This is a genomic window from Pseudonocardia sp. Ae150A_Ps1 (assembly GCF_001932315.1).
Lineage (GTDB): Bacteria > Actinomycetota > Actinomycetes > Mycobacteriales > Pseudonocardiaceae > Pseudonocardia.
Window position 1 is genome coordinate 4,599,369 of the sequence record NZ_MCIJ01000001.1, and the last position, 21,909, is coordinate 4,621,277.

15 protein-coding genes and 1 pseudogene are annotated in these 21,909 nt (G+C 73.9%); 11 read left to right on the forward strand and 5 right to left on the reverse strand.

Features of this window, described 5'->3' with window-relative positions; genetic code table 11:
- Positions 1-173 precede the first annotated feature (173 nt).
- Positions 174-2,237: an ATP-dependent DNA helicase gene (locus tag Ae150APs1_RS21630; protein ID WP_075299936.1), complete on the reverse strand. Its 2,064-nt coding sequence runs from the start codon at positions 2,235-2,237 to the stop codon at positions 174-176.
- A gap of 145 nt (positions 2,238-2,382) precedes the next feature.
- Here Ae150APs1_RS21630 and Ae150APs1_RS21635 point away from each other — a divergent pair, with 145 nt between their 5' ends.
- Positions 2,383-3,279, forward strand: a complete 897-nt coding sequence (locus Ae150APs1_RS21635) for a thioesterase family protein (RefSeq protein ID WP_139317006.1) — start codon at positions 2,383-2,385, stop codon at positions 3,277-3,279.
- A gap of 49 nt (positions 3,280-3,328) precedes the next feature.
- On the opposite strand, the gene Ae150APs1_RS21640 is transcribed toward Ae150APs1_RS21635, so the two are convergent.
- From Ae150APs1_RS21640 to Ae150APs1_RS21655, 4 genes and pseudogenes are all read right to left on the reverse strand, one after another.
- Positions 3,329-5,644 (reverse strand): FdhF/YdeP family oxidoreductase, encoded by a 2,316-nt coding sequence (locus Ae150APs1_RS21640; protein WP_075299939.1) that lies wholly within the window; start codon positions 5,642-5,644, stop codon positions 3,329-3,331.
- 61 nt (positions 5,645-5,705) lie between these two features.
- Entirely contained in the window at positions 5,706-6,395 is a 690-nt protein-coding gene (locus Ae150APs1_RS21645) for a GntR family transcriptional regulator (protein WP_249266424.1), read from the reverse strand.
- A gap of 1 nt (position 6,396) precedes the next feature.
- Positions 6,397-7,769: pseudogene (locus tag Ae150APs1_RS21650) on the reverse strand (L-serine ammonia-lyase).
- 93 nt (positions 7,770-7,862) lie between these two features.
- Positions 7,863-9,308 carry an MFS transporter gene (locus tag Ae150APs1_RS21655; protein ID WP_075299941.1) on the reverse strand — a complete coding sequence of 482 codons (1,446 nt, stop codon included), beginning with the start codon at positions 9,306-9,308 and terminating at the stop codon, positions 7,863-7,865.
- A gap of 464 nt (positions 9,309-9,772) precedes the next feature.
- Between Ae150APs1_RS21655 and Ae150APs1_RS21660 the strand changes: the two genes are divergently transcribed.
- From Ae150APs1_RS21660 to Ae150APs1_RS21705, 10 genes are all read left to right on the forward strand, one after another.
- A complete protein-coding gene (locus tag Ae150APs1_RS21660; RefSeq protein WP_075299943.1) occupies positions 9,773-10,120 on the forward strand; it encodes a bifunctional 3-phenylpropionate/cinnamic acid dioxygenase ferredoxin subunit in 348 nt (115 codons plus the stop codon).
- Positions 10,120-11,289, forward strand: a complete 1,170-nt coding sequence (locus tag Ae150APs1_RS21665) for an FAD-dependent oxidoreductase (RefSeq protein WP_075299945.1) — start codon at positions 10,120-10,122, stop codon at positions 11,287-11,289. The genes Ae150APs1_RS21660 and Ae150APs1_RS21665 overlap by 1 nt, the downstream gene beginning before the upstream one ends.
- A gap of 188 nt (positions 11,290-11,477) precedes the next feature.
- On the forward strand, positions 11,478-12,782 hold the full coding sequence (gene glyA, locus Ae150APs1_RS21670) for a serine hydroxymethyltransferase (protein WP_283160257.1): 1,305 nt from the start codon (positions 11,478-11,480) through the stop codon (positions 12,780-12,782).
- A 4-nt stretch (positions 12,783-12,786) separates the two neighbouring features.
- Positions 12,787-14,094, forward strand: a complete 1,308-nt coding sequence (locus Ae150APs1_RS21675; RefSeq protein ID WP_349289892.1) for an FAD-dependent oxidoreductase — start codon at positions 12,787-12,789, stop codon at positions 14,092-14,094.
- Positions 14,085-14,375: a sarcosine oxidase subunit delta gene (locus tag Ae150APs1_RS21680; protein ID WP_075299947.1), complete on the forward strand. Its 291-nt coding sequence runs from the start codon at positions 14,085-14,087 to the stop codon at positions 14,373-14,375. Before Ae150APs1_RS21675 ends, Ae150APs1_RS21680 begins: the two co-directional genes overlap by 10 nt.
- The gene (locus Ae150APs1_RS21685) at positions 14,372-17,173 is read left to right on the forward strand and encodes a 2Fe-2S iron-sulfur cluster-binding protein (RefSeq protein ID WP_075299949.1); all 2,802 of its coding nucleotides are present in this window, start codon (positions 14,372-14,374) and stop codon (positions 17,171-17,173) included. Before Ae150APs1_RS21680 ends, Ae150APs1_RS21685 begins: the two co-directional genes overlap by 4 nt.
- Positions 17,166-17,777, forward strand: a complete 612-nt coding sequence (locus Ae150APs1_RS21690; protein WP_075302398.1) for a sarcosine oxidase subunit gamma family protein — start codon at positions 17,166-17,168, stop codon at positions 17,775-17,777. The genes Ae150APs1_RS21685 and Ae150APs1_RS21690 overlap by 8 nt, the downstream gene beginning before the upstream one ends.
- A 69-nt stretch (positions 17,778-17,846) precedes the next feature.
- Positions 17,847-20,330 carry an FAD-dependent oxidoreductase gene (locus tag Ae150APs1_RS21695; RefSeq protein ID WP_075299951.1) on the forward strand — a complete coding sequence of 828 codons (2,484 nt, stop codon included), beginning with the start codon at positions 17,847-17,849 and terminating at the stop codon, positions 20,328-20,330.
- Positions 20,331-20,406: 76 nt separating this feature from the next.
- Positions 20,407-21,027, forward strand: coding sequence for a cyclodeaminase/cyclohydrolase family protein (locus Ae150APs1_RS21700; RefSeq protein WP_075299953.1), 621 nt, complete (start codon positions 20,407-20,409; stop codon positions 21,025-21,027).
- Positions 21,024-21,908 (forward strand): bifunctional 5,10-methylenetetrahydrofolate dehydrogenase/5,10-methenyltetrahydrofolate cyclohydrolase, encoded by an 885-nt coding sequence (locus tag Ae150APs1_RS21705; protein ID WP_075299955.1) that lies wholly within the window; start codon positions 21,024-21,026, stop codon positions 21,906-21,908. Before Ae150APs1_RS21700 ends, Ae150APs1_RS21705 begins: the two co-directional genes overlap by 4 nt.
- Position 21,909 lies beyond the last annotated feature (1 nt).

Sequence of the window (21,909 nt, forward strand, 5' to 3'; positions counted from 1 at the left end):
GCGAGGGGCCCGGCCGCCCCGGCCCGCGGCCCCGGGCGGCCGGGGGTCCCCGGCCCGGACCCCGCGCTCCGGCTGGGCCGGGACCGGCCGTACCGGCCCCGGGGAATGCGGACCCGGCGGACCGGCCGGACCGGGCGGACCGGCCGGATCTCGGCGGTGATCCGGTGCAGGCGTCAGGCGCCGCGCAGGCGCTTCAGGGCGCCGTGCACCTTCTCGACGTCGGTGGTCTCCCAGAACGGCGGCAGGCTGGCCCGGAGGAACCCGCCGTAGCGGGCGGTCGCGATCCGCGGGTCCAGGATGGCGACGACGCCGCGGTCGTCGGTGGAGCGCAGCAGCCGGCCCGCACCCTGGGCCAGCAGCAGCGCGGCGTGCGTGGCCGAGACCGACAGGAACCCGTTCCCGCCCCGGGAGTCGGTGGCCTTCTGCCGGGCCGCGACCAGCGGGTCGTCCGGGCGCGGGAACGGGATCCGGTCGATGATCACGCAGGAGAGCGACGGGCCGGGCACGTCGACCCCCTGCCACAGCGACAGGGTGCCGAACAGCGAGGTCTCCTCGTCCTCGGCGAACCGCTTGACCAGCAGCATCGTCGAGTCGTCGCCCTGGCAGAGCAGCGGGGTGTCGAGCTTGCCGCGCAACGCCTCGGTGGCCTGCTTCGCGGCCCGGGTGGAGGAGAACAGGCCCAGCGTGCGGCCGCCGGCGGCCCGGACCAGGCCCTCGGTCTCGTCGAGCGTCTGCGGGGCCAGGCCGTCGCGGCCCGGGGCGGGCAGGCGCTTCGCGAGGTAGAGGATCCCCGACTTCCCGTGCGCGAACGGGGACCCGACGTCGAGGCCCTGCCAGCGCGGGGCCTCCGGATCCTGCACCGGGCCGTGTCCCACCGGCTCACCGGGCGGCGTGTCGCCGGCCTCCTTCGGCTGCGAGGCGGGCAGGCCCCACTGCCGGGCCAGCGCGTCGAACGACCCGCCGAGCGCGAGGGTGGCCGAGGTCAGCACCGTCGTCCGGGAGTTGAACAGGCGCTCCCGCAGGAGCCCGCCCACCGACAGCGGGGCGACACGGACCACCTTGTACCGGCTGCCGTCGGGGCCCTGCTCGCCGAGCCACACGACGTCGCGCCGCTTCGCGGGATCCGTCTCGGAGAACGTGTCGACCAGCCGGACGCAGGTCTCGGACACCTCGTCGAGCACGGCGAGGGCGAGCTTGCGGGCGGCGGCGCCGTCGGGATCGGCGTCGTCGGCGCGGCGCTGGCCGCCCATCGCCTGCCGGCAGCCCGCGGCGGCGGTGAGGATCGCGTTCAGGGCTCCCGACGCCGGGGTCGGCAGCGACTCCCAGCGGGCCGGCGGCAGATCCTCCAGGACCGCGCCGAGCCCTTCGCCGGCCTCGCTGAGCCGGTCGGCCAGTTCCTGGTCGACGAGCTTGCCGCAGCGCCGCGCCGCGGTCGCGACGGTGCCGGCGGTGAGCTCGGCGGTGGCGGCGCCGGTGACCCGGTCGACGAGCTCGTGCGCCTCGTCGACGATCACGACGTCGTGCTCGGGCAGCACCTGCGCCTCGCCCATGGCGTCGATCGCGAGCAGCGCGTGGTTGGTGACGACGATGTCGGCCCGGCCCGCCTCGGCCCGCGCCTTCTCCGCGAAGCAGTCCTCGCCGACCGGGCAGCGGCTCGCGCCCAGGCACTCCCGCGCGGTGACGGAGACCTGCCGCCACGCCGTGTCGGGGACGCCGGGGACGAGCTCGTCGCGGTCGCCGGTCTCGGTGTCGGAGGCCCAGTCGTGCAGTCGCTTCACGTTGCGGCCCAGCGCGGAGACCGCGAACGCGTCGAAGAGCTGGTCCTCGAGGGGGTCGTCGTCCATGTCGCCGTGGAGCTTGTTGAGGCACAGGTAGTTGCGGCGGCCCTTGAGGATCGCGAACGTCGGCTCCCGCCCGAGCACCTTCTTCAGGCTCGTCGCCACCCGCGGCAGGTCGCGGTCGACGAGCTGGCGCTGCAGCGCGATCGTCGCCGTGGACACGACGACCGTGGTGTCGCGGGCGATCGCGTGCCGGATCGCCGGCACCAGGTAGGCCAGCGACTTGCCGGTGCCGGTCCCGGCCTGGACGGCGAGGTGCTCGCCGGACGACAGCGACCGGCGCACGGCGTCGGCCATCCGGTCCTGCCCCTCGCGGCGGGAACCCCCCACCGAGGACACGGCGGTCTCCAACAGCTCGTGCACGCCGGGCAGGTCGCGGGTCTGCAAGGGAGCGGGCACAGGAGGAGGTTACCGAGCACCCCCGACGGTCACGGTCGGACGGGGGAACCCGACACGCGCACGCTGTGTCACAGCGATGCTCACCACGTGTGATATCGGGCAGCCGGTGGCCGGTGAGCGCAGACACAGCGTCACGATGGAGGGCGTGACAGCTGCAACCACGACTGAGAACCCGACGGTTCCGCTGCCGGGCGAGTTCCCGGTGCTGATCGAGCACGAGGCGCGCTACGCCGACCTCGACCCGAGCCGGCGGATCGGCCGCGACGCGCTGGTGCGCTGGTTCGAGGACGCCCGGGTCGCCGTCGAGCGGGACACCTTCGGCGCCGACCTCGTCGCCCGCCTGCAGTCCCGGGTCCGCCTGCTCCTGGCCGCGATCCGGGTCGACGTGCTCGCCCCGCTGCGCGTCACGGGCTCCTACCGGATCGGCGTCGGCGTCAGCCACATCGGCACGACGTCGTTCTCCTACCGCTACGCCGTGTTCGCCGGTGACGAGTGCGTCGCCACCGGCGAGTCGACCTCGGTGCACACCGACGGTGAGAAGCCGGCCCCGCTGACCGACGAGGTCCGCGACGCGCTGGCCGCGCTGCGGATCGACGCCCCGGCACCGGCCCGCCCCGAGCGCGGGGACGACCGCGCGGTCCGCGAGAACTACCCGTTCCGCTGGGACGTCCGCACCCGGTTCACCGATCTCGACACCAACCGGCACGTCAACAACGTCGCGCTGGCCTCCTGGTACCTCGACGGCCTGGCGGAGCTGCACTCCGACGTCCTCGGCTACCCGGCGGGCGGACCGCTGGACGGCCTCTCGCCGTCGTCGCTGTCGGTGCAGTACCTCGACGAGGTGCACTACCCGGGCATCTACCAGCTGCGGGTCGCGGTCTCCGAGATCGGTGAGGACACCGTCCGCTACGTCTGCGCGCTGTTCGACGAGCGCCGCCTGATCGGCCTCGCCGAGGCGGAGGGCTTCCACCACGCCCCCGGCGAGGACGGCGACCCGGTGCGGCTGGCCGAGGCGCTGGCCCCGTTCCGCTTCAAGGACTGACCCGCCCCGCGTCGTGGAGCCGGACCGGCTCCACGACGCGGCCGCTCCGTCAGGCCGCCGGGACCAGCCGCACGACGACCCACTTCGAGGTGGGCGTGCCCGACTCCAGGGCCTGCGAGTCCAGCGGCACCAGCGGGTTCGTCTCCGGGTAGTACCCGGCGACACAGCCCTTCGGGGTGTCGTAGGAGACGAGCCGGAACCGTGGGGCACGCCGCTCGATCCCGTCCTCCCACTCGGACACGATGTCGACGTGGTCGCCGTCGGCCAGGTCCAGCTCGCGCAGGTCGTCGGGGTTCACGAACAGCACGCGCCGGCCCGAGTAGATGCCGCGGTAGCGGTCGTCGAGGCCGTAGACCGTGGTGTTGAACTGGTCGTGGCTGCGGATCGTCTGCAGCACGAGCCGCCCCTCGGGCACCGTCGCGACCTCCAGCGGGTTGACGGTGAACACCGCCCGGCCCTGCGCGGTGGGGAAGGTGCGGGAGTCGCGCGGCGGGTGCGGCATCGTGAAGCCGCCGCGGCGGCTGATCCGCTCCTCATAGCCCTCGCAGCCGGGCACGACGCGACCGATGCGCTCCCGGATACGGGAGTAGTCGGACGCGAAGTCCCGCCACGGGATGCCGTGGCAGTCGCCGAGCGTGGCGTGTGCGACGCCGCAGAGGATGTCGACCTCGGAGCGCAGCAGCGGCCCGGCCGGCGTGGCCCTCCCGCGGGAGGCGTGCACCGCCGACATCGAGTCCTCCACGGTCACCCGCTGCACGAGCCCGCCGGTGCGGTCGGCCTCGGTGCGGCCGAGGGCGGGGAGGACGAGCGCGTCGCGACCGGCGGCCAGGTGGCTGCGGTTGAGCTTGGTCGAGATCTGCACGGTGAGGTCGGCGGACCGCAGTGCGGCCTCGGTGACCCCGGTGTCGGACATGGCCGCGGCGAAGTTGCCGCCGAGCCCGACGAAGACGCGGACGTCGCCGTCCCGCATCGCGCGGACGGTGGCCGCGGCGTCGTGACCGTGCTCGCGGGGCGGGTCGAAGCCGAACTCGGTGCCGAGAGCGTCAAGGAACGCGTCGGGCGCCTTCTCCCAGATGCCCATCGTGCGGTCGCCCTGCACGTTGGAGTGGCCGCGCACCGGGCACAGGCCGGCGCCCGGCTTGCCGATCATGCCGCGGGCCAGCGTCACGTTGACGATCTCCTGAACGGTCGCGACGCCGTTGCGGTGCTGGGTGATCCCCATCGCCCAGCAGTTCACCGTCCGCTTCGACGAGGCGATGAGCCGGGCCGCCTCCTCGATCTCGGCGCGGGTCAGCCCGGTCGCGGCGAGGACCGCGTCCCAGTCGAGGTCGCGGACGTGCCCGGCCCACGCCTCGTAGCCGACGGTGTGCCCCTCGACGAACTCCCGGTCGATCACGCTGCCGGGGTCGCGCTCCTCGGCGGCGAGCAGCAGGTGCCCGATCGCCTGCCAGAACGCGAGGTCCCCGTTCGAGCGGATCTGGAGGAAGAGGTCGGCCAGCGCGGTGCCCCGGCCGGCGAGCCCGGTGGGGCGCTGCGGGTTGTCGAAGCGCAGCAGCCCGGCCTCGCGCAGCGGGTTGATCGCCAGGATCGTCGCGCCGTCGCGCTTCGCGATCTCCAGGGCGGACAGCATCCGCGGGTGGTTGGTGCCCGGGTTCTGCCCGGAGACGATGATCAGGTCGGCCTCGTGGATGTCCTGCAGCGAGACCGTGCCCTTGCCGACGCCGATGGTCCGGCCGAGCCCGACCGAGGTGGACTCGTGGCACATGTTCGAGCAGTCGGGCAGGTTGTTCGTGCCGTAGGCGCGCGCGAACAGCTGGTAGACGAACGCGGCCTCGTTGGACGCCCGCCCGGAGGTGTAGAACGCCGCAGCGTCGGGTGAGGGCAGCTCCCGCAGGTGCCTGCCGACCAGGGCGAACGCGTCGTCCCAGGAGATCGGCTCGTAGTGGTCGGCGCCGTCCCGGCGCACCATCGGGTGGGTGAGCCTGCCCTGGCTCTCCAGCCAGTAATCGGTGCGCTCGTCGAGCTCGGAGATCGGGTGCTCGGCGAAGAACTCCGGCCCGACGGTGTCGCGCTGACCCTCCCAGGAGACGGCCTTCGCCCCGTTCTCGCAGAACTCGGCGGTGTGCCGGTGTCCCTGGGGGTCGGGCCAGGCGCACGACATGCAGTCGAACCCGTCGACCTGGTTGAGGGTGAGCAGGTTCTTCGCCGTCCGGACCGGGCCCATCTGGCGCAGCGCCCGGGACATCGACACCCGCACGGCTTTGAGTCCTGCTGCGTGGTCGGCGGGGGCGCCGATGCGGAGGTCGGTCTCCTCCTCGTCGATACGGAGGTCGCCGGGTCCGTGCGGGGAAGGCGTGGCAGTCACGTCGGAAGTGTCCCATTTCCGGATCATGGCGGGTCGCTGTGCGGTGCCCGAGCGACGGCCGTCACAGCACCGCGCGTACGGCCCGCTCGAACCCGGTCACGTGCTCGCGGCAGATCGCCTCGGCCCGTGCGGCGTCGCCGTCGGCGATCGCGGCCAGCATGTCCCCGTGCTCGCCGACGTGCCGGTCGACGTGGTCGAGACGTTCCAGGAACAGGCAGTGGATCCGGGTCGCGAGGTTGTGGTGGTGGGTCAGCGTGTCCTCGAGGTAGGGGTTGCCCGCGGCCCGGTACATCGACCGGTGCACCGCGACGTCCCACCGCATCAGCTCGGTGCGTCCCGTCCGTCCGGAGTCGAGCGCCCGGATCCGCTCCGCCAGCGCGCGGAGCTCCGCGCGCCGGGCGGGCGGGGCGGACTCCGCCGCCCGGCGTGCGGCCAGCGGCTCCAGCGCGGTGCGGACGTCGGAGACGTCGCGCAGGTCCGAGATGTCGACGGCCGTCGCGAACGTCCCGCGACGCGGGTAGGAGACCAGGAGCCGCTCGCTCTGCAATCTCTTGATCGCCTCCCGCACGGGGGTGCGCCCGAGGCCGAGCACGGCCGAGATGCCCTCGTCGTCGATCGGGGCCAGTGGCGGGATGACGAGCATGATCAGCTGGTCGCGGAGGGCGACGTAGGCGCGGTCGGCCATCGAGACCGGGGTGTCGAACTCCAGGAGGAGGTCGGGGTGGGCCGCGGAGTGGGGGAGCGCGGTCACCTCAGCACTCCACGATGGTGAGTGCGAGCCCGCCGCGGGCGGTCTCCTTGTACTTGTCCTTCATGTCCGCCCCGGTCTCGCGCATGGTCGTGATCGCCTTGTCCAGTGAGACGTGGTGCGTGCCGTCGCCGTGCAGCGCCATCCGGGCCGCGGTGATCGCCTTGACCGACGCCACCGCGTTGCGCTCGATGCACGGGATCTGCACCAGCCCGCCGACGGGGTCGCAGGTCAGCCCTAGGTTGTGCTCGATGCCGATCTCGGCGGCGTTCTCGACCTTCTCGGGGGCGCGCCGATGATCTCGGCCAGCCCGGCCGCCGCCATCGCGCAGGCCGAACCGACCTCGCCCTGGCAGCCGACCTCCGCCCCGGAGATCGAGGCGTTCTCCTTGAACAGAGCCCCGACCGCGCCCGCGGTGAGCAGGAAGCGGACGACGGCGTCGTCGTCGACACCGGGGACGAACCTCGCCGCGTAGTGCAGCACCGCGGGCACGATGCCGGCGGCGCCGTTGGTCGGGGCGGTGACCACGCGGCCGCCCGCGGCGTTCTCCTCGTTGACGGCCAGCGCGTAGAGGGTCACCCACTCCATGGCGTGCAACGCGTCCGGCTCGCCGGTCGCCGCCTCCAGGTGCGCGCGCAGCGCGGCGGCCCGGCGCCGCACGCGCAGCCCGCCGGGGAGGACGCCCCCCGTCGTCGTGCCCCGTTCGACGCACTCCTGCATCACCGACCAGATGTGCAGCAGCTCCGCGCGGACCTGCGCCTCGGTCCGCCAGGACAGCTCGTTGGCGAGCATGACCTGCGAGATCGGCAGGCCGTGCGTGCGGGTCAGGCCGAGCAGCTCGTCACCGGTGGTGAAGGGGTGCGCGACCGGGGTGTCGTCCTCGACGAGGGCCGGGCCGTCCGCGGTGCCGGGGTCGAGGACGAACCCGCCACCGACGGAGTAGTACTCGCGGCGCTCGAGCACCGTGCCGTCGGCGGCGCGGGCGTGCAGCAGCATGCCGTTCGGGTGGAGGTCGAGACTCCGGTTCCGGTGCAGCACGACGTCGTCGTCGACCGCGAAGGCGATCTCGTGGGAGCCGCCGAGCCGGAGCCGGCCGTCCGCGCGGACGGCGTCGACCAGCGGGCCGGCCCAGACCGGGTCGACCAGGTGCGGCTCGTGTCCGGCCAGCCCGAGGACGACCGCCGGGACGCTGCCGTGCCCGTGCCCGGTCGCGCCCAGGGAGCCGAACAGCTCCACCCGGACCGACGCGGTCCGCGCCAGGAGACCGGACGCGGCCAGCCGGCCGACGAACAGGTGGGCGGCCCGCATGGGCCCGACGGTGTGCGAGCTCGACGGCCCGATGCCGACCTTGAACATGTCGAACACGGAGATGGTCACGAGGGCTCCCGTCGCCGCCGGACGCTGGACGTACAGAAGATACTAGACTAATATATCAAACCTGCCAAGAGTGTGCCCGTCGCCGGGGCGGCGTCAGTGCGGGCGGTGCCTGCGGGGCTGCTCCATCGGGATCCCGTCCGCCGAGAGCGGTGGCGGTGGCAGGTCCGCACTGGAGGTCAGCGGAGCCGCGCCCGCCAGCGGCCTGCCCGCGGACTCCTGCAGGAACAGCACGCTGACCACGCCCACCACGCCCGCGCCGACCAGGTAGTAGCCGGGCCAGTCGAGATCGCCGGTGGTGGTCACGGCCGTCTCGATGATCGTGGGTGCGGTACCGGCGAAGATCGAGACGAACAGGTTGAAGACGACACCGAGGCCGCCGTAGCGGACCATCGTGGGGAACTGCGCGGGCAGCGTCGAGGGGGCGACGGCGGCGAAGCACGCCGGGATCGTGCCCACCATCAGCAGGCCGATCGTCTGGCCTAGCAGGCCGTCGCGCATCAGCCACACCGCGGGCAGGCCCAGCACGACCAGGGCGAGGCCGCCCGTCATGAGGATCGGCCTGCGGCCGATCCGGTCGCTCAGCCTGCCGACCGGGACGACGATGCCGAGCACGAACAGCATCACCGCCACCTGCATGGCTCCGGCGGCGGCGCCGGTCGCGCCGTCCTCGCCGTAGCGGGGCAGGGTGCTCGTCAGGTAGGTCGGCATGTAGTTGGTGAGCACGTAGTTGGTGACGTTCCACGCGACGACGAGGCCGCCGGCCACCAGCGCCGGGGCCCGGTACCGGGTGAGCAGGATCTGCATCGCGCGCCGGTAGGGCATCGTCGCCAGGGCGGGGGAGCGGTCCATGAGCTGGCGGAAGGCCGGGGTGTCCTCCAGGCGCATCCGCAGGTAGATCCCGGCGACGCCCAGCGGCAGGGCGAGGACGAAGGGGATCCGCCAGCCCCAGGCGAGGAGGTCCTCCTCGGGCAGCACGGCGACCACCGTGCCGCAGACACCTGCCCCGAGGGTGTAGCCGGTGATCGTGCCGAACTCCAGCCAGCTGCCGAAGAACCCGCGCCGCCGGTCCGGCGCGTACTCGGCGACGAGCGTGAGCGCGCCGGTGTGCTCGCCACCGGCCGAGAAGCCTTGCAGCATCCGGATGAACAGCACCAGCAGCGGCGCCGCGATCCCGATCGTGTCGTGGCTCGGCGCCAGGCCCAGCGCGCGGGTGGCCACCGTCATCAGCAGCACGGTGAAGGAGAGGACCCGGGTCCGTCCGATCCGGTCACCGAGCGGGCCGAACACGAACCCACCGAGCGGTCGCACGACGAAGGCCGCCGCGAACGTGCCCAGGGTCAGCACGCCCGACCGCTCGCCGGCCTCCGGGAAGAGCACCCGGTTCAGCACGACCGCGGCGAGGTAGGAGAAGAGCCCGAAGTCGTACCACTCGGCCACGTTCCCGATCGACGCCGCGGTGGCCGCGCGGCGGACCGTGCGCTCCTCCTCGACCGCCGGAGCGGGCCCGCCCCGCGGGCGTCTCCGCGGGCTGCTGGTCATGGGGTCCCTTCCGGCGCTGGAGGCACGTCGCGGCGCAGTGTCGCAACCCGGCCATCGTGGCCGACATGTCGTACGTGGTCCATCAGTGATATATCTTTCATTCGGTCGGCGGGGTCGTGCGGTCCGTGGCGCCGTGTGGTCCCCCGTCCGCCCCCGTCGTCGTCCGATGGCGAGCTGGTGAGCCGTGTCCCGAGTGGATCCCCTGGTGGCCGACCCCTTGTGCGACAGCCGGAGTCGATCCGGTGCGCCGGGCGGTCCCCGCGCGGCCGTCCGGGCGCCCGGACAGTCGGCCGACGCGGGGACCCGTGTGTCACCGGTCTGCTCCGGACGTGTGACGCCGGTGTTTCGGCTGCTCCGGACCCGGTCGCGCGGCGAAATCACTCGTTGACGACCGGCAGTGCCGGCCCCATCCTACGGTTGCGCATGAGATGGCGAGTTTCGCGATAGGCAACACGGGAGGAACCATGATCTTCGTGGGCGAGCTGTCCGACATCCCGGTCGGAGAGTCCGTTCGTGTCCTGGGGACGGTGGCGATCGCGGTGTTCAATGTCGACGGCGAGCTCTTCGGCATCGACGACACCTGCACCCACCAGGACGCCTCGCTGTCCGACGGCTGGCTCGAGGGCTGCGCGGTCGAGTGCCCGCTGCACGCGGCCTGCTTCGACCTCCGCACCGGCCGGCCGAGCGGCCCGCCCGCCAAGACGCCCGTCCGCACACATGCCGTGGTCGTCGACGACGGCCGGGTCTTCGTCGACGAGTCCGTCCCGGCCGGAGCCGAGACGGCCGGGCTGGCGACCGGGGTCGCGCCCTGATGCGCGACGTGACCGTGGTCGGGGCCTCGCTCGCCGGGCTCGCGACCGTCCGGGCGTTGCGCGAGCAGGGCTTCGACGGCCGGATCGTGGTCGTGGGCGACGAGAAGCACGCCCCGTACGACCGGCCCCCGCTGTCGAAGGAGTTCCTCGCGGGCACCGCGTCCGAGGAGGACATCGCGCTCGCCGGCCCGGACGACGCCGAGCCGGCGGCCGAGTGGCGGCTCGGCCGCACGGCGATCGCGCTCGACGGTTCGGGCCGGGTCGTCACCCTCGACGACGGTGAGCGCCTGGCCTCCGACGCCGTCGTCCTCGCCACGGGGGCCCGGGCCCGCGCCCTCCCGGGCGAGCTCCCGCGGGGGGTGCACACCCTGCGCACCCTCGACGACGCCCGCGCCCTGCGGGCCGATCTCGTGCCGGGCAGGCGGCTGGTCGTGATCGGAGCCGGGTTCGTCGGCGCCGAGGTCGCGTCGACCGCGGCCGGGCTCGGGCTCGACGTCGACGTCGTCGAGGCCGCCCCGGTCCCGCTGCACCGCGCGCTCGGTCCGGAGCTGGGGGCCGCCTGCGGCCTCCTGCACGAGCACAACGGGGTGCGCCTGCACCGGGGGACCGGCGTCGCCGGGCTCGGCGGGTCGCCCCGGGTCACCGTCGTCCGGCTCGACGACGGCCGGGAGCTCCCGGCCGACGTGGTGGTGGCCGGCATCGGTGCCGCGCCCAACGTGGAGTGGCTGGCGGGTTCCGGGCTGGAGCTCGACGACGGGGTCGTCACCGACTCCCGCGGGATGACGGCGCTGCCCGAGGTCGTCGCGGTCGGGGACTGTGCCCGGACGCACCGCGACTACACCGGGAGCCGGCTGCGGCTGGAGCACTGGACCAACGCCCTGCAGCAACCCGCGGTCGCCATCGCGGCGCTGCTCGGGACCACGCACACGCTGCCGTCGCACCACGCCGTGCCCTACTTCTGGTCCGACCAGTACGGCCACCGGATCCAGTTCGCCGGGCACCGCGCGGCGGACGGGACGGTCCGGGTGGAGGAGGGCGACCCCGCGGAGCCCGCGGCGGGTCTCCTGGCGCTCTTCCTGGACGCCGCGGGCGAGCCCGTCGGCGTCGTCGGGATCGACCGGCCCCGCCCGTTCGGCCGGTGGCGCCGGGAGCTGGCCGGACGCCTGTAGCCGGTGGTCGCGCGTGTGGTGCAGGTCCCGGGCGGGCCTGCACCACACGCATGCCCGGGGCCGGCAGCAGGCCGCCCGGCGATGCGTCCGAGCCGCCCCTGACGACCTCTTGACCGTGCAGAACCAGGCGTGCCAGTCTCGTGCGTGTTGATATATCAATCCTCTCGTTCAGATATGTGGAGGTGGCCATGACGACGTCCGCCGTGGACCGGATCGGGACCGGGCCGGGTACGTCCACCGGCCCGCTGGACGGGTCGCTGCAGCACACCGACCCCGAGGTGCGCGCCGCCGTCGCCGCCGAGCTCGGCCGCCAGCGGCGGACCCTGGAGATGATCGCCAGCGAGAACTTCGCGCCGCAGGCGGTCATGGAGGCGCAGGGGTCGGTCCTGACCAACAAGTACGCCGAGGGCTACCCGGGCCGGCGCTACTACGGCGGCTGCGAGCACGTCGACGTGATCGAGCAGCTGGCGATCGACCGGTTGACGGAGCTCTTCGGGGCCGGGTTCGCGAACGTCCAGCCGCACTCCGGGGCGCAGGCCAACGCCGCAGCGATGGCCGCGCTGCTCGACCCGGGCGACACGATCCTCGGCCTGGACCTCGCCCACGGCGGGCACCTCACACACGGGATGCGGCTGAACTTCTCGGGCCGGCTCTACGACGTCGCGGCGTACCACGTCCGCCCCGACGACCACCGGGTCGACATGGACGAGGTCGAGCGCCTGGCCCACGAGCGACGGCCGAAGCTGATCGTCGCCGGGTGGTCGGCGTACCCGCGGCACCTCGACTTCGCCGCGTTCCGGCGGATCGCCGACGCCGTCGGCGCGTACCTGATGGTCGACATGGCGCACTTCGCCGGGCTCGTCGCCGCCGGGCTGCACCCGTCGCCGGTGCCGTACGCCGACGTCGTCACCAGCACCACCCACAAGACCCTCGGCGGCCCGCGCGGGGGCGTGATCCTCGCCAGGGCGGAGCTCGCGAAGAAGCTGAACTCGACGGTCTTCCCGGGGCAGCAGGGCGGCCCGCTGGAGCACGTGATCGCCGCCAAGGCCGTGGCGTTCCGGCTCGCCGGGACGCCCGCGTTCGCCGAGCGCCAGCAGCGCACGCTCGACGGCGCGCAGCTCATCGCGTCCCGGTTGCTCGACGAGTCCGGCGTCGGCGTCGTCTCCGGGGGTACCGACGTGCACCTCGTCCTGGTCGACCTGCGCGAGTCCGAACTCGACGGCAAGCAGGCCGAGGACCGGCTGCACCGGGTCGGGATCACCGTCAACCGCAACGTCGTCCCGTTCGACCCCCGGCCGCCGATGGTCAGCTCAGGGCTCCGGATCGGCACCCCCGCCCTCGCCGCCCGTGGCTTCGGCGCCGGCGAGTTCGCCGAGGTCGCCGACGTCATCGCCCGCACGCTGCGCCCGGGCGTCACCGGGTCCGAGCTGGACGTCCTGTCCGGCCGCGTCACCGCACTCGCCGACCGCCACCCCCTCTACCCGGAGCTCTGACGCCGTGAGCACCACGACCGCGACCGCCGGCGACCCTCCCGGCGCGGACCTGCCCGAGCACCCCGACTTCCTCTGGCGCAACCCGGAGCCGAAGCGCTCCTACGACGTCGTGATCGTCGGCGGCGGCGGGCACGGCCTGGCCACCGCCCACTACCTGGTGCGCAACCACGGGATCACCAACGTGGCGGTCCTGGAGAAGGGCTGGCTGGCCGGCGGGAACATGGCCCGCAACACCACCCTGATCCGGTCCAACTATCTCCTGGACGAGTCGGCGTTCGTCTACGAGCACGCCCTGAAGCTGTGGGAGGGGCTGGAGGAGGACCTCGACTACCCGATCCTGTTCTCCCAGCGCGGGGTGCTCAACCTCGCCCACACCGAGCAGGACGTCCGCGACTCGGTCCGCCGGGTCGAGGCGAACAGGCTCAACGGGATCGACGCCGAGTACCTCGGCCCGGACGACGTCGCGAAGATCTGCCCGATCCTGAACGTCTCCGACGACATCCGCTACCCGGTGCTCGGCGCGACCTACCAGCCGCGGGCCGGGATCGCGAAGCACGACTACGTGGCCTGGGGCTTCGGCCGGCGGGTCGACGAGGCGGGGGTGGACCTCATCCAGGACTGCGAGGTCCTGGACTTCCTCACCGAGGGCGACGTCGGTGACGGCACCGCCCGGGTCACCGGCATCCGCACGTCCCGCGGCGACATCGCCTGCGGGCAGGTCGCGCTCTGCGCGGCCGGGCACACCTCCACGCTGCTCGACCGGCTCGGGGTGCGCACGCCGCTGCAGTCGCACCCGCTGCAGGCCCTGGTCTCCGAGTTGCTCGAGCCGGTGCACCCGACGATCGTCATGTCCAACGCGGTGCACGTGTACGTCTCCCAGGCGCACAAGGGCGAGCTGGTGATGGGCGCCGGCGTGGACTCCTACAACGGCTACGGGCAGCGCGGGGCCTTCCACGTCATCGAACGGCAGATGGCCGCCGCCGTCGAGCTGTTCCCGGTCTTCGCCAGGGCGCACCTGCTGCGCAGCTGGGCCGGGATCGTCGACGTCACCCCGGACGCCTCGCCGATCGTCGGCCGGACCCCCCTACGCGAACGTGCTGGTCAACTCCGGCTGGGGGACCGGTGGCTTCAAGGTCACCCCCGGCCTGGGCTGGTGCCTCGCGCACACGATCGCCACCGGCGAGCTGCACCCCCACATCGCCCCGTTCGCCCTCGACCGGTTCGTCACCGGCGCGCTCGTCGACGAGCCCGGCGCCGCCGGCGTCGCCCACTGACCCCGCACCGTCCACACAGGAGCCCACCGTGCAACTGATCACCTGCCCGTGGTGCGGGCCCCGCGAGGAGCTCGAGTTCCACTACGGCGGCCCGGCCCACGTCGCCTACCCGGAGGACCCCCAGGAGCTGACCGACGAGCAGTGGGCCCACTTCGTGTTCTTCCGGGACAACCCGAAGGGGCCCTTCCCGGAGCGCTGGGTGCACGGCGCCGGATGCCGGCGCTGGTTCAACGCCGTCCGCGACACCCGTACCTACCAGTTCCTCGCGGTCTACCGGATCGGCGAGGCCCAGCCGCAGATCCCGGGGGCCACCACATGAGCCGCGTCCACGGCTACGGCCGCGTCGACCGCACCCGCACCGTCGCCTTCACCTTCGACGGCACCACCTACACCGGCCACCCCGGGGACACGCTCGCGTCGGCGCTGCTCGCGCACGGTGTCCGCGCCGTCGGCAGCAGCGTCACGCTCGGCAGGCCGCGCGGGATCGGTGCCGCCTGGACCGACGACCCGACCGGCCTCGTGCAGATCGAGGAGCCCTTCCCCGAGCCGATGCTGCAGGCCGCGGTGGTCGAGATCCACGACGGCCTGGTCGCCTGCGGGGTGAACGGCCGGGGCCGGCTCGCCGCCGTCGCCGACACCGCCCGCTACGACCACCGCCACGCGCACTGCGACACCCTCGTGATCGGGGCGGGCCCGGCCGGGCTGCTCGCCGCCCGCACCGCCGCGCGGCGGGGTGACCGCGTCGTCCTGGTCGACGACCGCCCGGAGGCCGGCGGCAGCCTGGCGCCGACCGACCGCGTCGACGGCCGGGCGGCGCTGCGCTTCGTGGCCGACGTCGTCGCCGAGCTCGACCGGCACCCCGAGGTCCTGCACCTGCAGCGCACCACCGCGTTCGGCCACTACGACGACGGGTTCGTGCTGGCGCTGGAGCGGCGCACGACAGGAACGAGCACCGAGCACCGGGGGACCGACGAACCGCGGAACCGGTCCCGGCAGCGGGTGCACCGGATCCGGGCCGGGCGGGTCGTCGTCGCGGCCGGTGCGATCGAGCGCCCGGTCGCCTTCGCCGACAACGACCGCCCCGGGATCATGCTCGCCTCCGCGGCGCGTGATTACCTGCACCGCTACGGCGTGCTCGCCGGGCAGGAGATCGCGGTCTTCACCACCGACGACGCCGCCTACGCCGCGGCCGCCGACCTCGCCGGTGCCGGGGCCCGGGTCACCCTGCTCGACGCCCGCGGCACCGCCCCCGCCGAGCGCGCCGCGACCTGCCGCGAGGCCGGCGTCGAGGTCCGCACCGGCACCGTCGTGGTGGGCACCGACGGCGGCGCCGACGGTGCCGTCACCGCCGCGCACACCGCGGGCCCGGACGGCGCCGGGACGGTCCCGTGCGACCTGCTGCTCGTCTCCGGTGGCTGGACGCCGTCCGCGCACCTGTTCAGCCACGTCCGCGGTGAGCTCGTGTACGACCCGGCACTCGGGGCCTTCCGGCCGGGCCCGGCGCTCGCCGGCACCGAGGTCGTCGGCGCCGCGAACGGCACGCTCGACCTGGCCGGATGCCTGTTCGAGGGTTCCGGGGGCGACGCCCCGAGCGTGCCGCCGGAGCCGCCCCGCACGCCCACCGCGGTGCTGTGGCGGACCCCGGGCGACCCGGCCCGCCAGTTCGTCGACCTCCAGCGCGACGCGACCGTCGCCGACATCGAGCGTGCCGTCGGCGCCGGCATGCGGTCGGTCGAGCACGTGAAGCGCTACACCACCATCGGCACCGCACACGACCAGGGCCGGACCTCCGGGATGATCGCCTCGGGGATCACCGCCGAGCTGCTCGGCCGCCCGGACGGCGACCTCGGGACCACGACGTTCCGCCCGCCGTTCACCCCGGTCGCGTTCGCCGCGCTGGCCGGACGTGAGCGCGGTGTGCTGTTCGACCCGGTCCGCACGACCGCCGTGCACCCCTGGCACGTCGCGCACGGCGCGGTGTTCGAGGACGTCGGGCAGTGGAAGCGCCCGCGCTACTACCCGCACCCCGGTGAGGACATGGACACCGCGGTGCTGCGCGAGTGCGCGGCCGTGCGGCGCGACGTCGGGATCCTCGCCGGCTCCACCCTCGGCAAGATCGAGGTGCAGGGCCCGGACGCCGGCGAGCTGCTCGACCGCGTCTACACGAACATGATGAGCACCCTGAAGGTCGGCCGGGTGCGCTACGGCGTCATGTGCGGCAACGACGGCATGGTCGTCGACGACGGCACCGTCCTGCGGATCGGTCCGGAGCGGTTCCTGCTCACCACCACCACCGGCAACGCCGCCGCCGTCCTCGACAGCCTCGAGGACTGGGTCCAGACCGAGTGGCCGGACCTGCGGGTGCACCTCGCGTCGGTCACCGAGCACTGGTCGGTGTTCCCGGTCGTCGGCCCGCGCTCGCGGGAGCTGATCGCCGAGGGCTTCCGCGACCTCGACGTCTCGAACGACGCCTTCGGGTTCATGAGCTGGCAGGACACCACGCTCGACAGGGTCCCGGTCCGGCTCGCCCGGATCTCCTTCTCCGGCGAGCTGGCCTACGAGGTGAACGTCGACTCCCGCTACGGCCTCGCGCTGTGGGAGCGGCTCGTCACCGTCGGGGCGCTCTGGGGGATCACCCCGTACGGCACCGAGACGATGCACGTCCTCCGCGCCGAGAAGGGCTACCCGATCATCGGCCAGGACACCGACGGCACGGTCTCCCCGCACGACCTCGGCATGAGCTGGGCGGTGTCGAAGAAGAAGGAGGACTTCGTCGGGAAGCGGTCCTTCACCCGTGCCGAGAACCTCGATCCGCTGCGCAAGCAGCTCGTCGGCCTCCTCCCGACCGACTCCGCCACCCGGCTGCCCGAGGGTTCGCAGATCGTCGAGTTCGCCGCCGACGGCGCCCTGCCGCCGCCCCCGGTGCCGATGCTCGGCCACGTCACCTCCAGCTACCACAGCGCCGAGCTGGCCCGGCCGTTCGCGCTCGCACTGGTCGCGGGCGGCCGGGACCGGATCGGCGACGTCGTGCACGTCCCGTACCGCGGTGCGCTCGTCCCGGTGGAGATCACCGGAAGCGTCCTCGTCGACCCGGAAGGAGCCCGCCGTGATGGCTGAGACCCGCCCGCTGGAACCCGCCCGCCCCCTGGAGGCGTGGGAGCCGGAGTTCACCGCGCTGGCCCGGGAGACCGGCGGCGACCTGACGATCGAGATCGAGGACGTCGGGCTGGCCACGAACCTTCGGCTGGACCCGGAGTCCCGCACCCGCGCCGTGGCGTCCGCGCTGCTCGGCGCGGAGATCCCGACCCGGCCGAACACCTGGGTCTCCACCTCCGACGGCGAGATCGTCTGGCTCGGCCCGGACGAGTGGCTCGTCACCAGCCGGCACGCCCGCCCGCACGCGGGGGAGGAGTCGCTGCGCTCGGTCGTCGCCGAGCACGGCGGGTCGGCCGTCGACGTGTCCGGGCAGCGGGTCGTGCTGCGGCTCCGCGGCCGCCTCGCCCGCGAGCTGCTCGCCCTCGGGTGCGCGCTCGACCTGCACCCGTCCGAGTTCCCGGCCGGCCGCTGCGCGCAGACCGTCGTCGCGCAGACCGGCGTGATCCTGGTGGCCCTCGGCCACGCCGACGACTACCTGCTGCACGTCCGCCCGTCGTTCGCCGGTCACCTCGCCGACCGGCTGCTCGACGCGGCGACCGAGTCCCGGGTCGCCCCAGCGCGGTGACCCGCCACCTCTCACCGGGCCGCCCGCCGCCCGCCGCCCGCGCGGCCCGGTGAAGAACAGGAGACCACCATGAACACGACCTCCCGTGTCGTCGTCATCGGAGCCGGGATCGTCGGGACCAACCTGGCGGACGAGCTCACCGCACGCGGCTGGACCGACGTCACCGTCGTCGACCAGGGGCCGCTGCCCCTGACCGGCGGATCCACCTCGCACGCCCCCGGGCTGGTCTTCCAGACCACCGGCTCGAAGACCATGACCGCCTTCGCGACCTACACCGTCGAGAAGCTGACGGGCCTCGACACCGGCGACGGCGACGGCGGGTGGTGCTTCAACCAGGTCGGCGGCCTGGAGGTCGCGACCACCCCGGAGCGCCTCGCCGACCTGCACCGCAAGCAGGGCTGGGCGGTCTCCCGGGGCGTGCCGGCCACCGTCGTCGGGCCGGACGAGTGCGCCCGGCTGCACCCGCTCCTCGACCGCGACCGGGTGCTCGGCGGGCTGCACACCCCGACCGACGGCCTCGCCAAGGCGTCCCGCGCGGTCGTCGCCCTGACCCGGCGGGCGCAGGCCCGCGGCGCGGTGTTCCGCGGCTCCACCCGGGTCACCGGCATCGCGCAGGCCGGCGGCCGGGTGACCGGGGTCGAGACCGATGCCGGGGACACGATCCCGGCCGACGTCGTCGTGTCCTGCGCCGGGTTCTGGGGCCGCGAGCTGGGGAAGCTCGTCGGGATGCGGGTGCCGCTGCTGCCGCTGGCCCACCAGTACGCGCGCACCGGGCAGGTGGAGGACCTCGTCGGCCGCAACGACGAGCGGACCGAGGCCCGGATGCCGATCCTGCGTCACCAGGACGCCGACCTCTACTACCGCGAGCACAACGACTGCATCGGGATCGGCTCCTACGCGCACCGTCCGATGCCCGTCTCGATCGCCGAGCTGCCCGAGATCGGCGACGACGTCAGCGAGTCGGCCCAGCCCTCGATGCTGCCCTTCACCGAGGAGGACTTCGCAGCCCAGTGGGAGCAGAGCCGCGCGCTCCTGCCCGCGCTGCGGTCCGCGAAGGTCGAGACCGGGTTCAACGGCGTCTTCTCCTTCACCCCGGACGGCGGCCCGCTGATCGGGGAGTCGGCCGAGGTCGCCGGCTTCTGGATCGCCGAGGCCGTGTGGGTCACGCACTCGTCCGGTGTCGCCAGGGCGGTGGCCCAGCTGCTCACCGACGGCCGCAGCGACCTCGACCTGCACGGCTGCGACGTGCACCGGTTCGACGAGATCGAGACCACCGACGCCTACGTCGACGAGACCTCCCAGCAGAACTTCGCCGAGATCTACGACGTCCTGCACCCGCTGCAGCCCAAGCTGTCCCCGCGCGACGTGCGGGTCAGCCCGTTCCACGCCCGGCAGCGCGAGCTCGGCGCGTTCTTCCTCCAGGCGCACGCCTGGGAGCGCCCGCACTGGTACGAGGCGAACGCCGGCCTGGTGAAGGACCTGCCGCACGACTGGCGTCCGCCGTCGCGCGACCCGTGGTCGGCGATGTTCCACTCGCCGGTCGTCGCGGTCGAGGCGTGGAAGACCCGTACCGCCGTCGCGATGTACGACATGACCCCGCTCAAGCGGCTCGAGGTCACCGGGCCCGGCGCCTGCGCGTTCCTCGACGGGCTCGTCACCGGGAAGATGGACAAGTCGGGCGGCTCGGTGACCTACACCCTGATGCTCGACGAGACGGGTGGTGTCCGCAGCGATCTCACCGTCGCGCGGCTCGGCGAGCAGCTGTTCCAGGTCGGGGCGAACTCCCACCTCGATCTCGATCACCTGCGCCGGGCACTCCCGGGCGACGGGAGCGCCCGGGTCCGGGACATCACCGGTGGGACCTGCTGCATCGGCGTGTGGGGCCCGCTCGCACGGGATCTCGTCCAGCCGCTGACCGCCGACGACCTCTCGCACGAGGGCCTGAAGTTCTTCCGGGCGAGGGCCGCGCACATCGCCGGGATCCCGGTGACCGTGATGCGGCTGTCCTACGTCGGCGAGCTCGGCTGGGAGATCTACACCGGCGCCGAGTACGGGCAGAAGCTGTGGGACGTGCTGTACGCGGCGGGGCGCCCGCTCGGCGTCGTCGCAGCAGGGCGGGCCGCGTTCAACAGCCTCCGGCTGGAGAAGGGCTACCGCTCCTGGGGTGCGGACATGACCACCGAGCACGACCCGTACGAGGCCGGTCTGGGTTTCGCGGTACGGCCGCAGACCAAGGGCGACTTCGTCGGGCGCGCCGCGGTGGAGGCGCTCGACCCGGAGGCGGTCACCCGGCGGCTGACCTGCCTGACCGTCGACGACGGCCGCAGCGTCGTCCTCGGCCACGAGGTCGTGCTGGTCGACGGCGAGCCCGCCGGCTACGTCACCTCGGCCGCGTACGCCTACACCCTCGGCACCCCGGTCGCGTACGCCTGGCTGCCGGCGGGGCTGCCGGTCGGGGCCGGCGTCGAGATCCAGTACTTCGACCGCCGGATCCCGGCGTCGGTCGCGGCCGAGCCGCTGGTCGACCCGGAGATGACCCGCATCCGGCGCTGACCCGCCGGACCCTGCCCGCCGCACCGCCTGCCCGCCGCACCGCCTGCCCGCCGCACCGCCGCACCGAAGGACCTCCATGCGCTCCGACACCCTCGACAGGTTCCTGTGGGACCTCGCCGCCCGTGTCCCCGCCCCCGGCGGTGGCGCGACGGCCGGCCTGCACCTCGCCCAGGCCGCCGCGCTGCTCGGCATGGTCGCCCGCTACAGCGACGGCGACCGCTACGCCCGCGACGCCGACACGATCCTGTCCGTGCGCAACCGCGCCGACGAGCTCCGCGTCGTCGGGATCGGGCTCGCCGAGGACGACGCCCGCGCCTTCGCCGCCGTCACCGCCGCCTACGCCCTGCCCCGGGGCACCGAGGAGGAGAAGGCGGCCCGGTCGTCGGCCATCGGGTGGGCGCTGGTCGAGGCGGGACGCGTCCCGGCCCGGGTCGTCCGGGAGGCCGGGCAGGTGATCGACCTCGCCGAACGGCTGCGGCCGATCGGCAACCCGAACGTGATCACCGACGTCGGGGCCGCGGCCGACGCCGCCCGCGCGGCGGCGAGCACCGCCCGGCTCAACGTCGAGATCAACCTCGCGGGCATCACCGACCCGCTCGCGCGGATGGAGCTCGCCGAGGCTCTCGACGGGGTCGACGACGTCCTCCGCCGCGCCGACAAGGTCACCGCCGACGTACGGGAGCAGATCCGCCGATGACCACCGCGTCCACGTCCACGTCCACGTCCGCGCCCGCCGCGGCCGTCCTCGACGGGACCGGGCTCGCGCGGGAGATCCGCGCGCGGGTCGCGGCCGCCGCGGCCGAGTCGGCCGGACGGGGCGTGCCGGTCCGGCTCGCCGTCGTCGTCGCCACCGACGACGAGGGCGCAGGCTGGTACGTCCGTTCGCTGTCCGGCGCGGCCCGCCGGGCCGGGATCGTGTGCGACGTCGTCGCGCTCGCCCCGGACGCCGACGCCGGGACGATCCGGCGCACCCTGGCCGGGCTGAGCGCCGACGACACGGTGCACGGGATCGTCCTGCAGACCCCGCTGTCCGACGGGGTGCGGGTCTCCGAGCTCGCCGCGGGGATCGTGCCCGAAAAGGACGTCGACGGGGCCAACCCGCTGTCGGTGGGCCGGCTCGCGGCGGGCCTGCCCGCCCACCCGCCGGCGACGGCGGCCGCCGTCCTGGCGCTCCTCGACCATCACGGCATCGCGCTCGCCGGCCGCAGCGCGGTCGTCGTCGGGCGGTCGCTGGTGGTCGGGAAGCCCACCGCGCAGCTGCTGCTGCAGCGCGACGCCACGGTGTCGATCTGCCACCGGCACACCAAGGACCTCGCCGAGCACACCCGCCACGCCGACGTCCTGGTCGTGGCCGTCGGGCTGATCGGCCTGGTGCGCGCCGAGCACGTCGCGGAGGGCGCGATCGTCGTCGACGTCGGGACCAACACCGCCCCGGACGGCAGCCTCGCCGGCGACGTCGATGCCGCCGACGTCGCGACCCGGGCCGGGGGGATCACGCCCGTGCCGGGCGGGGTCGGCCCGGTGACGACGGCGCTGCTCCTCGACCACACCGTGCGGTCGGCCCGGGCGCACGGCTGAC